Annotated in this window: 13 protein-coding genes; all 13 read right to left on the bottom strand. The window is 41.9% G+C overall.

The genetic code is table 11. The features are described 5' to 3' along the window. On the bottom strand, positions 1 to 564 hold a 564-nt coding region (locus tag IJT21_11465), incomplete at its 3' end, for an alpha/beta hydrolase fold domain-containing protein (protein ID MBQ7578869.1). Positions 565 to 572: 8 nt separating this feature from the next. Continuing rightward, a complete protein-coding gene (locus tag IJT21_11470) occupies positions 573 to 1,184 on the bottom strand; it encodes a hypothetical protein (GenBank protein MBQ7578870.1) in 612 nt (203 codons plus the stop codon). Positions 1,185 to 1,217: 33 nt separating this feature from the next. Next, on the bottom strand, positions 1,218 to 2,012 hold the full coding sequence (locus tag IJT21_11475; GenBank protein MBQ7578871.1) for a leukocidin family pore-forming toxin: 795 nt from the start codon (positions 2,010 to 2,012) through the stop codon (positions 1,218 to 1,220). Positions 2,013 to 2,200: 188 nt separating this feature from the next. Then, positions 2,201 to 2,968 (bottom strand): hypothetical protein, encoded by a 768-nt coding sequence (locus IJT21_11480; protein MBQ7578872.1) that lies wholly within the window; start codon positions 2,966 to 2,968, stop codon positions 2,201 to 2,203. A gap of 21 nt (positions 2,969 to 2,989) precedes the next feature. Beyond that, positions 2,990 to 3,760 carry a hypothetical protein gene (locus tag IJT21_11485; GenBank protein ID MBQ7578873.1) on the bottom strand — a complete coding sequence of 257 codons (771 nt, stop codon included), beginning with the start codon at positions 3,758 to 3,760 and terminating at the stop codon, positions 2,990 to 2,992. Continuing rightward, positions 3,723 to 6,368, bottom strand: a complete 2,646-nt coding sequence (locus IJT21_11490) for a CBS domain-containing protein (GenBank protein ID MBQ7578874.1) — start codon at positions 6,366 to 6,368, stop codon at positions 3,723 to 3,725. Before IJT21_11490 ends, IJT21_11485 begins: the two co-directional genes overlap by 38 nt. Positions 6,369 to 6,448: 80 nt before the next feature. Further along, entirely contained in the window at positions 6,449 to 7,540 is a 1,092-nt protein-coding gene (gene queA, locus IJT21_11495; protein ID MBQ7578875.1) for a tRNA preQ1(34) S-adenosylmethionine ribosyltransferase-isomerase QueA, read from the bottom strand. After that, a complete protein-coding gene (locus IJT21_11500) occupies positions 7,537 to 8,931 on the bottom strand; it encodes a SpoIID/LytB domain-containing protein (GenBank protein MBQ7578876.1) in 1,395 nt (464 codons plus the stop codon). The genes queA and IJT21_11500 overlap by 4 nt, the downstream gene beginning before the upstream one ends. A 20-nt stretch (positions 8,932 to 8,951) precedes the next feature. Then, positions 8,952 to 9,962 (bottom strand): Holliday junction branch migration DNA helicase RuvB, encoded by a 1,011-nt coding sequence (gene ruvB / locus IJT21_11505; protein MBQ7578877.1) that lies wholly within the window; start codon positions 9,960 to 9,962, stop codon positions 8,952 to 8,954. Then, entirely contained in the window at positions 9,962 to 10,570 is a 609-nt protein-coding gene (gene ruvA / locus IJT21_11510) for a Holliday junction branch migration protein RuvA (protein MBQ7578878.1), read from the bottom strand. The genes ruvB and ruvA overlap by 1 nt, the downstream gene beginning before the upstream one ends. After that, positions 10,567 to 11,046, bottom strand: coding sequence for a crossover junction endodeoxyribonuclease RuvC (gene ruvC, locus IJT21_11515; protein ID MBQ7578879.1), 480 nt, complete (start codon positions 11,044 to 11,046; stop codon positions 10,567 to 10,569). The genes ruvA and ruvC overlap by 4 nt, the downstream gene beginning before the upstream one ends. 3 nt (positions 11,047 to 11,049) lie before the next feature. After that, on the bottom strand, positions 11,050 to 11,805 hold the full coding sequence (locus IJT21_11520; protein MBQ7578880.1) for a YebC/PmpR family DNA-binding transcriptional regulator: 756 nt from the start codon (positions 11,803 to 11,805) through the stop codon (positions 11,050 to 11,052). A gap of 15 nt (positions 11,806 to 11,820) precedes the next feature. Beyond that, positions 11,821 to 12,537, bottom strand: a complete 717-nt coding sequence (gene nadE / locus IJT21_11525) for an NAD(+) synthase (GenBank protein ID MBQ7578881.1) — start codon at positions 12,535 to 12,537, stop codon at positions 11,821 to 11,823. Positions 12,538 to 13,427: the final 890 nt, after the last annotated feature.

The raw sequence follows: 13,427 nt of genomic DNA on the forward strand, positions 1-13,427 counted from the left end.
GACACTTGAACGGAAAGTACCGAGTCCAAATTGCGGCATGTTGAGACCATTATTTAATTTGATTCTTGCCTCGTTAGCGGGAAAATTTATAATATTTAACATTCTCAGCCACGCAAGAAATTCTGTCGGCCACAAATAATTTGTAAACGGCTCGTGCCCCATCCCGAAATTATGTCCGCCCTTACCGTATAAATGAAGCTCAACAATTCCGCGTTTCTGCCAAGCCTGAATCACTTCAAAACCGCTCTGGCCGGAAAGCTCATCATCTGACGACATCGCACAAAACATCGGCGGTAATTTATCGGGCATATCACGCAAAACTAATTGACCATAAATCGAAGCAATAAAATCAGCTTTGCACTCATCCGGCGCGCTCTCTGCATTGTAGACGGCCATTAAAGCACCGGCAGAGAAACCGACTATTCCGATTTTGTCGGGCTTAATGTTAAATTCTTTTGCTCGTGTACGTAATAATTTTACAGCGGCGTTAATATCTTCAAAGGCGTAATCAGGTGTAGCGGGCGCATAATTTCCGCTCTTGCCTCCTGCGATATAACCGGCCATTTTTTCAGCTACATATGATTGATAGTCAGATTCATCACGAGGGGTAATTTCAACACGATGAACACAGCAAAGCCCTGACCCCTGAAAAATTCTGCGGCCTCATAACCTCCGCTGCCGAAAGTGTGATGAAGGAATGCCCCTCCAGGTGCGATAATAATAGCTGCTCCGTTTGCGTTTTCCGGTTTTGGCAAATATGGAATCATAGCCGGAACTTTGACATTTCGCACAAATTGCCCGCGTCCCTCGATCTCGTACCATTGTTCAAAATCTACGTCTGATTTGTCGGGGTTGTCGTATAAATAAATCTGTCCGTCAAATTTAGGAGCTTCAATATATTTCACTTCTCCTGCAAACGCTGATGTTGCAACTAACATAATAAATATTGCCGTAAAAATTGTTCTCATTGTAAGACTTCCTAATTTATTAGCCTGCTGAACTTCAATAATAATTTTATCGCCCGTTTTATTGCCTGCTCTGACTTCCTGAACTGTGATATATGCTGTACGAACGTTAAAATCTTCATCACCTGCATCCGGGTGCTGTTCGACATTGAATAATATCAAATTCTCGATTTCGCCCGTATCTGTTCCGCTTGTAGTTGCGAGTTTGCACCAGTCCACATCGCTTGAGACCGTCCAGTCTGCATTACACAATCAATTAAAGCTCAAAGTCTCGCCGGCCGGTTTTGCGTTAAAGCTGCGTTTGCTTGCATAAATGTGCGGAGGAGTAAGCGGTATAATGCAGCCTTCCTGCGGTTTTACTTCGATAGTGCGTGCTTGGCCGTTGATTTCGCGAACATTCCCGAAAAATGATCCAGGCCATAATTTACCCCAGCCATATGCAAAACGTTCACCGATTACGGGATTAGCTTTGATTCTGATAGTGTTATTCTGCCAAAATTCTTTCTTGACCTCCCTGACCCATTCGACAGTGAAATCAATTCGCGATTTATTATCGTTGTTGACTATGAGATTTTGCCAGCCGTCTTGGTCGCCGTACCAGTGATAGCTGTGATATTTTGTGTCGCCCTTGTTGTATTCAGTATCGAAAAGCGCGCGGAAACTGGGATTTGAAATACTGCATAAATTCTGAAGTGTCCAGCTTTGAGTAACATAAGAAATGCTCTCATTGTGTGAAACGCTGTTAGAAATGTCCGCATTAATTGACGACCCTGTACCTGAGAGACTTACACCGACTTTATCGCCGGCAGTCCAGCCCATTGACTGTGTTAGAGTTGTATTCTTTGGGATAGAATCACGCGGAAGATTGGCGATTAACAAAACTTTTGACATATCATCGCTTTTCACGCCTTCAATATATGCGCTGTTGATAATATAATGAGTAAAACCGGCGTTATATTGCGTATAAATGGGAGGATCGCCTTTGTCGTAATTTCTCACAATTTCGTCGAATTTAAATCCCGGTTCAGTCGTTAAAGTCGCGCGCACAAGATAATAATCTGACCCCTTACTGAATGAATGACAAGAATAAACGTGATAAATAATTCTATTTTTGCGTGATATAGTTCTGTTGTAGCTTGTGTTGCTAAAGGGCTTGAAGGTGTTGCAGTAATCGAACGTTATTAACTGATTATGACCTGCTGCCAGTGTAGAAAATTCATCGCGGGTTATTGCGCTTAATCTTGCCGAGCCGATGAAGCCTGATTCAGTGATTCATCAATACCGTACGCACACCATTTATAAAAATCTCGCCAGCGCTCGACCTGATATTCAGTTTGTATTTGCTGTATATCCTGTGAAGTTGTGCCGGCGTATGGTTTGACATCATAAGAATTTAATTTGTCGCTTGATTGTATGCTTGAGTCAGGGCTTATAATTTCAATTTTTCCGAGTTCGTATTCAAAATCTCTGCGCTGAGGGATATTATACGTGAACAAATGCGATTTTCCGGAGCTGTCCGACGCACGCACTATAGCAAACATTTCTAATTCATCATGAGATTCGGGCAATGAAAAATTTGATTCTTCGCCGAGAGCCTCAAGTAAAATATTAATTCCTTCATCGTTAGGGCTGAGAATAGCTATTACGGAGCCTTTGTCATAATGGGGCTTGAGATCGCGTGAAAATAATTCAAATGCTTTATCAGCAGACACAAATTCATTTAATAAACTTGTCCATGCTTGGCCGTCTTCGATAAATGCTTCAAAATAGCCGCGTGCATTAACTTTTTCCATTGTGCCGTCTGCTTCGAGTTCTTCTAAAAGTTTGGCCATAGCAGTTTGGTCTACATTTTGCATTTCATCGTCAGCAATATAAGTCTCTGCATTCGGGATTTCTTCATAATTATATTCGTCATCAGCTGCGAAATTGCTGGAACTTCCCCCGCAGCCGCCGAGAGTGATAATAATAAATATAAAGAGTGCATAAAAAATTTTACGATTCATATATAAATCTCTCCTTTATAATTATTTCGACGTAAAGTATACCAGTGCAGCAAAACCAATCGCGAATAATAACAAGATAATTTTGTTGATAATCTCGTTAAATTCTTGAGTCTTGGCCTGCTCTAGTGCTTTAATTTTTGCTTTTTTCCGTTCGATTCGCTGTTCTTCTGCAAATTTTTCGCTTTCACGTTTCATTTTATCGGCTCTGTTAGTGCATTCCTGCGCGAGTGAGTAAGAGTCCTTATAATCCTTTATCGACATAAAACTATCAGCAGCAGACCTCAACAAATTTTCAGTCCTTGCAAATTTCATCATGTCTAATGCGCTATTATAAATTTTCTCGACTCGTTTTTTCTCGCGGCGTGAGTCGATTTCTGATTTATAGCTTTCGATCTCAGATATTAAATCATCGTCGGCGTATAACATGAGTCTATAATAATTATTGCTGCCATAGAAATTATCTTCACACGAGGCCAAGTCTTTACGATAACAAACTTTTTTCTCGGCCATTAATTTCCCCAAGTATGCAAGCGCGTTTTCTGGGTCAATATCTAAGACTCTTTCACAGTATTTATCAGCCTTCTTAAATTCTTCGTCCTCAAGCAAAATAAATACACGTTTTAAGAGTGCGTCAATTTTTCTGCGCTGTTCGTCTTCATTTTCCGGTAAAAGACTCTGCCTCGTTCCGCAATAAGGACACTGCACAATCTCGTTATCGTCATCAAAATCTAATTCAGCCCCGCAAGTTTTGCACTTAAAGACTCTTGACAAGTAAATCACTCCTTTTGACAAAATTAATTTCGTCCTCCAGAGACTTTATTTCGCGGTCAATTATTGCAAGTTTTATATTTGCTAACATTTCGCCAATTTCTTTACCTTTGAGCCCGAATTTCTGAAGGTCAGCGCCCGTTAATCTGCCTTTGTAGGTCATCCATAATTCCATGTGCTCAATTATAATGCGCCTTGCTTCAGGAGATTTTAAGCACGTCAGCCAATAAACTAACGGTACAGGGTCATAACCCTTGAAGAATAAATATGCGTCGGAGTTCTTGAGAGTCTTTCTATTTGCGCAAAACTTTTCGACATTAGGCCATTGCAGGAAACATTTTGTGAGCTGGTCTCGTTCGTTGGGATTCAGATTCATTCTGTCCATTGCTGAAAATCTTACTTCAGGTTTTGAGTCAGTGAGAATAACGGCCATTCCTACAAGCCATTTCATGCCCTTAAAGTCTATACCGTGCCGCTTTACTTGATTCATGAAGTGTTCCATTATCGCGAGCCGCCTCGATGTGCCTATGCCGACATAAACGCCGGGGAATAATGACTCCCATACGCCTAAATCGCGCATTCTGACCGCAATTTTTCTGAAGCATGACTCTTTAGAGATTAACTCAAGTTCAGCGCGCACCCTCGTTGTAGACAAGCACTCAAGCAAACCGCCTTTAACAGCACTCTTAAGCAGTCTCAAAGTATTATCCTCGAATGACATATTTAAACGCTGTTCGAGCCTTATTCCGCGCAAAACTCTTGACGGGTCTTCAACAAAGCTCAAATTATGAAGTATCCGCAACAATTTATCTTTCAGGTCTGCGCGTCCTCCATAATTATCGGTCAATGTCCCCCAGTCGTCTTCGCTTAGTGAAATAGACATTGCATTAACCGTGAAATCTCTGCGGCCTAAATCTTGTTTCAGCGAATCACTTTCTACAATCGGGGTTGCTGCTGCGTACTCGTAAAATTCGCGTCTTGCTGTTGCAACATCAACTTTTTCACCGTCTGGAAATGTAATCGTACCTGTTTTATAGCGTCCGTGAAGAGCAGTTTTGCAGCCCGGTTCATCCCATGAAGTAACAAGTTTTTCTGCGTCGCCCTCTACTGAAATATCAATATCGACATTATGAACGCCCATTAAAATATCCCGCACAGTTCCGCCGACTAAATATGCTTTCATGCCGAGTTCGTGAGCCTTTGCACCTACGCGCCGTAAAAGTGAAAGAGTCTTCAAGCTGAATGCTTCTTCCATTAAGTGGGCAACATTTTCGACCCATAAAAAGCCGCTTGAATCCCTTGACGTGTCTTCATCTGAGAGAGTACCCGAATGATATAACGCTTTTAATAAATCAGCACGAGAGAGAGTCCCGACTAATTTCCCATTTGAATCAAGCACGGGCATTTTCTCGAAACCGTAAGTAGCCATCATTCTGTGAGCTTCTTCTATTGATGCTTCAGATCTAAGGCTTATGATCCCTTGAGTCATGAAATCCGAAATTTTTGCGCGGTCGAGGCCGTGTAAGTGTGCTTTGTCTAAATCTTTGCGGGTCATCATTCCGACGACTTCACCATTTGAGTCAGCAACGGGAAGAGATTTCATCCCGAATCGTAACATGGTTCTATAACCTTCGTCGACTCTTGCGTCAGGATTAACGGCGATAACGGGAGAAGTCATTATGTCATCAACTTTTATGCGATTTGGAATTTCAGCGGGGAGTCTTGACTCGATTTCCTGTAAAATTTCCTGCGGAGTCTTTGCTGAGTCAGAAAGAGTTGCGCTTCCTGCCTGATAATGGCCGCTGCCTCCATAGGGTGCGAGAAATTCTTTGACGTTCAAGAAACCTTGTACGCTTCGTGCGATGATGTTAATTTTTTTGCCGCCATTGTTCACAACTGCAATAGTAACGTGTGAGTCGCAATATTCCTTCAGCTTATTCACGAAAATGGACAACCCTGTAACGTATTCTTGAGTCTCTGCCCATGTGAGAAAAACTTTTGCGCCGTTGATATAAATTTCTCGTGCGTTCTCTGACATTGTATCGAGTAATTTTCTATCGTCGGCGGACATTTCTGACTCGACCTGCGCAAGAATCCCGGACAAATCCGCGCCGAGTTCCCGCAAATAACTAATTGCAGCTATATCGCGGTCTGTTGTTGTCTCATAAGTCAACGCGCCTGTGTCATCATAAATTCCATAAGCAAATAAAGTAGCTTCATCGGGAGTAATTTCTTTGCGTTCGTTCAACAAATGCTCAAGAATCATAGTTGTAGCTGCTCCGATTGGCTCGTAAATAAATTCTTCTGCGGGTATATCGTCTTGAGTCGCGGGGTGATGGTCATAAACGTGGACTGCGACATCTTGACGGCCTGCGAGTGCTGCAAATGAACCGATTCGCGCGCGTGATCTTGTATCTACAACTATCATTAACGTAACTTCATCGAGGGGGATTTTCTTAGGCTTTAAAATTTTTGCTGCCCATTGATGACCCTGCTTTGAGAGAAATTCTTTTACTTTGCGATTCATTGAACCGGGCGGACAAATAACGGCATCAGGATATAATTTCTGTATAGCGAACATGCTTGCGAGTGAGTCAAAATCTGTATTCAAATGACTTGTAATTAAGTGCATAATTATTCATCTTCCCCGTAATATAAATATGTGAACGGGAAAATCATAAACGCAAAATTTTTACACGTCAATATTGCAAATTACGTGATAAACATAGCGTCCCCGAACGAGAAAAACCGCCAGCCTTCTTTTATTGCAAGTTCATAAATATTTATAAGGCGCGATAAAATTTTTTCGTTGTCTTCCTGCGAGAGTGCCCCGGCCAAATTTCCGGCAAATGACGACACAAGCATTATTAACGAGCTTTCGGGCAAGTGAAAATTTGTGATTAGAGCGTCAACTATCTTGAATTTATAGCCGGGATAAATAAATAATTTCGTGTCAAGAATGCCCGGTTTAATTTTCCCGTTCTCGTCAGCAAATGACTCTAACGTCCGAGCCGCCGTCGTTCCGCAAGCAATCACCCGCCCGCCTTTAGTCTTGCAATCGTTTATAATTTGCGCTGTCTCTTGTGAAATTTCGCAGCGTTCAGAATGAATATTATGATCTCTTATATCTTGAGTCTTTACCGGCCTGAACGTTCCGAGTCCTACATGAAGAGTCAAATACGCAATTTTTACGCCATTAGACTTGATTCGCGCTAATAATTCCGGAGTAAAATGTAAACTCGCTGTCGGTGCTGCTGCTGAACCGTCATTTTTCGCAAAAACTGTCTGATATGACTCGCGCATGTTTGACTCGTCATCATTCTTTATATATGGAGGAAGGGGCATTTTTCCGGCTTCATCAAGAAATTTCATGACTTCATCACGATTCGAGAAATTAAATTTTATGACTCTGACTCCTTCGGACTTGTCGGCGATTATATTAATTGTTGAGTCATTGAGTCTGACCTGCGCGCCCTCGTGAAGTTTTCTAGCTGGTTTAACAAGGGCCTCCCACGTGATAAAATCTGCGTCCAAATTTTTTAATAACAGAAGCTCGCATTTGCCGCCGCTTTCGCGAAAAGCATTCAATCTCGCAGGAATAACGCGCGTATCATTGAGCACTAACAAATCATCAGGAGTCAAAAAATTTATTATGTCCCGAAAATATTTATCTGTCAGGATTGAATCTTTCTTTACGTTCCATACAAGCAACCTCGACGAATCACGGGGACTTGCAGGAAATTGAGCGATTCTTTCGGGCGGTAAATTATAATTGTACGAGCTTAAATCATAAATATTAGTCATTTAATTCGTCTTACGTTCGTTCCCGGATAATAGTGCGCTAAAATCTGCTCGCCCTTGTAACCTTGTTCAGCCATTGCCATAGATCCCCATTGACAAAGCCCGACTCCATGTCCCCAGCCTCGTCCGTAAAAAATAAATTCATTTCCGCGCTTCTCGATCGAATAACCGTATTTGTTCATGCGTTGAGGGGGATTATTTGCGGGTTTATTTGCAGGCTTATTGCGTGAAGTTCTGCCGAGTCCGATTTCGTAATAATCTTTCTGTTTGCTTGGGTTCGAGAGCATGTCAATTAATTCTGTTGTCGTGAAGACCCCTTCAGCTGTCATTTTTGCGATTGCCTGCTCCTGATCGAAATTAAGATTGCTGCTTGATTGATTATTTCTCTGAGTCGTTACGAGTCCGCTCGGTGTCGTCGTATTAGTTACGTTGAATGAACCTCCCGAAGGTGTAAGCATTGTACTTTTCAGCGTTCTAGGGTCTAATGCGAGTCTGAATTGCGCTGCTCTAATAGTTTTGCTGCCTCTGCTGCCGATAAATGTCATCATAATAGCGCGCCCGCCCTCGTCAACGTCTGAAACTTGAATTTCTGTAATCTTGCCGATATTTGTTCCTGTAGCTTTTGTTACTGCTGCTTGAATTTTTTCGGCCGAAAATCTTGCATTCCACACAGAAACGGGAGATTTATAATTCACAACTTCAGGCACTCCGCACAAATAGGGTTTGTCATTCTGCCCCCATACGTCCGCAACATTTGCAGTGTGTCCGCCGCTGTCCGAGTGAAAATAAGTTGCCGCTAATTCATTGCCATATGTGAGCACTAATCCTGCTGTAGAGTTTACTGCTTGATTCGTTTTTGCGGTCTCGACTCCTGCGCCTTTATAGACTTGATCTGAGTCAGTGTCTACTACGTCATAGCCTTTATCAGCACGATTCATACTTTGTTTGAGTGCATATGTACGCGCGCAAATTGCCTGAGTCCTTAATGCCTCCATGTGCCAGTTTGCTCCGACTTCAGCAGGCAGAACACCGTATAAATATTGCTCGATGTCAAGAACGTTCAATAATCCCGCACGCTGTGTGATGAGGAAAGCTCCCCGATAATTTTTCCCGTTGAACTTGAGAAAGCCTGTACCTGTGATTCTTACGGGCATTGGGAACGAATAACCGCCGATTATCACGTTTTGACCCGACACAGAAATATTTGCAGAGCCGCCTAAATTCGAGATTCGCCCCTCTGGATCTGTCATTATTAAATTTCCGTCAGTTATCCCGATTGAAAATTTTTTAGCAGTCGAGAGTCTCACGTAAATATCGCGCGCAAATGACTCTTTCGCACTCAAAGCAATTATTAACACAATAACAAATAAATTTATACGTCGAAATAAATTCATGAAAATTAAATCATCTCCCGTCAAAATAATAATAAATCGTCTTCTCTGTACTCACGGCCTAAATATAAATATGCGTTCTTTGTTGCTTTACGGCCTCTGGGTGTGCGCTCGATTAAACCTTTTTGAATCAAATAAGGCTCGTAAATATCTTCAATCGTCTGCGAGTCTTCATTAATTGCCGCCGCTATAGTGCCTAGTCCGACCGGGCCCCCGTTAAATAAATCTATTATAGTGCGCAAAATTCTCCTGTCGCCCTCGTCAAGACCTTCTGAGTCAACGTCAAGCATATTCATAGCGCGAATTGCAATTTCTTGACTTACTTCCGTCCCTGCACCTGATAAAACGCTGGCAACATCACGAACACGACGCAGGAGTCTTAATGCGATTCTGGGTGTACCCCGCGAACGTTTTGCAATTTCGAGTCCGGCATCAGGTGAAATTTTTACGTTCAAGACATCAGCAGCACGCAAAATTATTCTCGTCAATTCTTCATCAGTGTATAAAGCTAACTGCTCAACGATTCCAAATCTCGCGCGTAAAGGTGAAGTCAAGAGTCCTAATCTCGTCGTAGCTCCGCAAAGTGTGAATTTCGGCAGGTTAAGAGCTATTGTGCGCGCCATGGGGCCCTTACCTACAACTATATGAAGCGTAAAATCTTCCATTGCGGGATATAAAATTTCCTCAACCTGTGCGGGCATTCGGTGAATCTCGTCAATAAATAAAACGTCGTTGCGCTCAATATTTGAAACAATTGCGGCCAAGTCTCCGGCGCGTTCAAGTGCGGGACCTGTTGTCGTGCGTAATTGTCCGCCCATTTCCTGCGCGATTATTCCGGCCAGAGTCGTTTTTCCAAGTCCAGGAGGGCCGTAAAATAAAATATGGTCGAGAGGCTCATTACGTCCCTTAGCTGCTGATATGTAAATCTGTAATTTCTCGCGTAATTTTTCCTGACCGATAAAATCAGCTAAATATTTCGGCCTAATCGTTAAATCTTCCTGATTTCTGGGCGTGTCAAAGATTCTATCAGTCATTATTTGTGAAGCTCCCTTAATGCGAGTCGTAATAAATCTTCTTCGCTCAATGAGTTAAAATTTTCTCCGTGAGCAGCCCGCAGTAAATTAACGACCCCGCCCGCGTCCGAACGTGTGAATCCAAGTGATAATAGCGCGTCAATAACTGAGTCTGCATGACCTGAAGACTTTTGCTCACTTGAAATATTTTCATCGCCGCCCATAACTTTTAACGCAGCAACATTCTTTAATTCAAAACAGAGTCTTTCAGCAGTTTTACGGCCAATTCCGGGGACTCTTGTAAAGGCGTTCACATCAGCAGACGATACAGCACGAACAACTTCATCAAGCGATAATTCAGACAAAATCGCTATACCTGTGCGGCCTCCGACTCCTTTAACGCTTGTCAACCGCGTAAAAAATTCCCGTTCACGTTCAGAGCTGAACCCGTAAATAACTGCTCCCGATTCTGAAATCTGCAATGAAGTTATCACACGCAAATTTTCACCCGTTTTTGACTGACTCAAAATTGAACGCGAACAAAGAATCTCAAAGCCGATTCCGTTTACGTCAAGAATTATTATATTTCCCAAAATATCAAGAACTTGGCCGGTTAATGAACGAATCATGAAAATTTCTCCATTGCGAGTCCTGTAACTGCTGCGGCGAGTGCGTCTGCTGTGTCGTCGGGCTTGGGAATCTCATCAAGTGCTAAGAATCGTTGTATCATTTTCTGAACCTGCGATTTATCAGCTGTCCCCGTCCCGCAAAGAGTCAATTTTATCTGGTTGGGCTTAGGTTCGAAGACTGGCAAATTATTTTGTGCTGCGAGTAAAATAATTATCCCCCGCGCTTGATAAACAAATTCCGCCGTCGTTGTGTTGCGCCCGAAAAATAAACGTTCAACCGAGAGAAAATCAGGTTTACACAACAAAATTTGCTCCCGAAGTGAATCATAAATTTTCAGGAGCCTATTACTAAATTTCATGTCGGGGCTAGTTTCGATACAGCCGTAATTGAGTGCCTGCAGGGTTGAGCCTGACTGACTCACAGCTCCGTAACCGACTCTAGCTAACCCCGGATCAATTCCAAGACAAACGCGCAAAAATTAATCTTCCTCAATCTGTGAAGCTACTTCATCAGGAATATCAAAATTTGAGTAAACATTCTGAACGTCGTCATGTTCTTCGAGAGCATCAACGAGCCGCAAAATTTTTCGTGCTGCCTCAGGATCAGAAATTTCAACGGGAGTCTTTGCGATCATTGAGACTTCTGCACTGTCAACGACGTATTTATTATCCTCAAGAGTTTTCTGCAATGCGTCCAAATCACCGGGCTCACAATAAAGTGTAAAACCTTCTTCGCTTGCTTCCATGTCCGACATGCCGGAGTCAAGTCCTACAGTCATTAAAGCGTCCTCGTCGAGTCCTTCGCCTTTAACCTCGATAACTCCTTTGCGGTCGAACATCCACGCAACTGAACCAGACTCGCCCATTTGACCGCCGTTACGTGCTAATAGAGCGCGGATTTCGGGAGTCGTTCTATTTCTGTTATCTGTCATGACGTTGACAAGTACTGCGATTCCTGAAGGCCCGTAAGCCTCGTAAGTTAATTCATCGTAAGTTATGTCGCCGAGTTCGCCTGTACCGCGTTTAATTGCACGAGTTATATTATCATTTGGAACACTGACGGCCTTAGCGCGTTCGATAGCTGTCTTGAGGCGCATGTTCATAGCAGGGTCGCCGCCTCCGTCTTTAGCTGCGATAATGATTGCGCGTACTAATTTCTGGAATAAATTTCCCCTTTTTGCGTCCTGAGCTGCTTTACGGTGCTTAATATTTGCCCATTTTGAATGTCCTGACAAGTTAAATCACTCCTACTAAAATTTGAAAATTGGAATCGGCTGGCGTTTGTGTTCGCTGCGTCTTCTCATTACGTCGATTCTTTCACGTGCTTTAGAATCGCTGATATTTCCTGATGATAAATATTCGTCTAAAATCTCGTAAGTAAATCCCATGTCTGACTCGTCCGTCTGACCCTGATAGAGTCCTGCGCTGGGTGCCTTGTTAATAATTTTCTCCGGAACGTTCAAAATTTTTGCGATTTCCCGTATATCACGCTTCAAGAAATTTGCGAGCGGCATCAAGTCAACGCCCGAATCTCCATATTTCGTGAAGTAGCCTGTTTCATATTCTGATTTATTGCTTGTTCCGCAGACGAGAAAATTTTTAGTTTGTCCCAGTGCATATAAAGTTACCATTCTTAAGCGCGCTTTGAGATTTGATTTAGCGAGAGTAGTAATTTCTTCGCCGAGAGAGTCAAGAATCGAATCATAGACTCCCGAAAGATTTACGAGCTTGAACGAAATATCAAATTTTTCTGCTAATAATCTTGCGTCGGCCTCGTCTTCGTCAATGCTATGACACGGCATAATGACACCAAAGACTCCGGATTTTCCCAGAGCTTTACGGCCAATAGCTGCGAGAACAGAAGAGTCAATCCCGCCGGAAAGTCCTAGAATTATTCCATTTGCACCGGCCTTGCTGACTTGTTCACGAAGCCAATTTTCACATTGAGTTATTATATTTTGCACGATAAAATTTTTCCTCTCAATTAACTTGCTTTGACGTACTCCCCACGACTGAAGTCGGGAGATTCTGGTATCCTCAAACCTTGCCTGATTGCTCAGGTCTTACGAGTTCTCCTCCAATGGTCGACGCCACAACCATCTTATTTGTAATTATACACTTAATATGGCGTGATATAGTAAATATGCTTGAATGTCTACAAAAATTTTTGCTTGTGTGCATTGTGAATTATTAAACAATTTCGGAAAACTATTACAAAATATTTTTGTTGAGCTAAAAACTTGAATATTTACAAAAAATTTGTTGTATGTGTGTGAGACAAAACCCCTAAAACCCGTTTTTTCTCGCGCTCTTCCTCCCCCCCCGTAGTTATAAATGCATGTTTCCGAAAGACTTTATTGAATAACTGTAAAAACTTTGATGTGCTTATCGGGATTAGTATATAAAATTTTACTTTTGCTATATAATTATCTGCGCATAAATTCCACAAAAATATTTTATCCGGCGGGAAAGAGTTTTTACTAATACATTTACCAATACAAAAACTTTGAAATTTTTTAGCGTTCACATAGTTTAACAGAGAAATTTTTTGTGATAATCAATTAATTTACGTGCGATAAAATAATAATTACGAGTCAGCAAATTTTTATTAATTAATTGCCCGTATTGTCTCAAGAAATGATAACGCCTTACAAAAGTTTTTGCAGCCATTCAAGACAGAGAAATTTTTTGTGATAATTGACTCATTTGCGAGTGATAAAATAATAATTATGAGTCAGCAAATTTTTTCATAACAATAATTAAGCGATTCTCCCCACAACGATTTTAATAAACATGCTATAATCAACGCAAATATAAATTTTCGTGAATAAATTAATCTCCGCAAAAACATCACAGT

The sequence above is a fragment of the Synergistaceae bacterium genome (assembly GCA_017443945.1).
Lineage (GTDB): Bacteria > Synergistota > Synergistia > Synergistales > Aminobacteriaceae > JAFUXM01.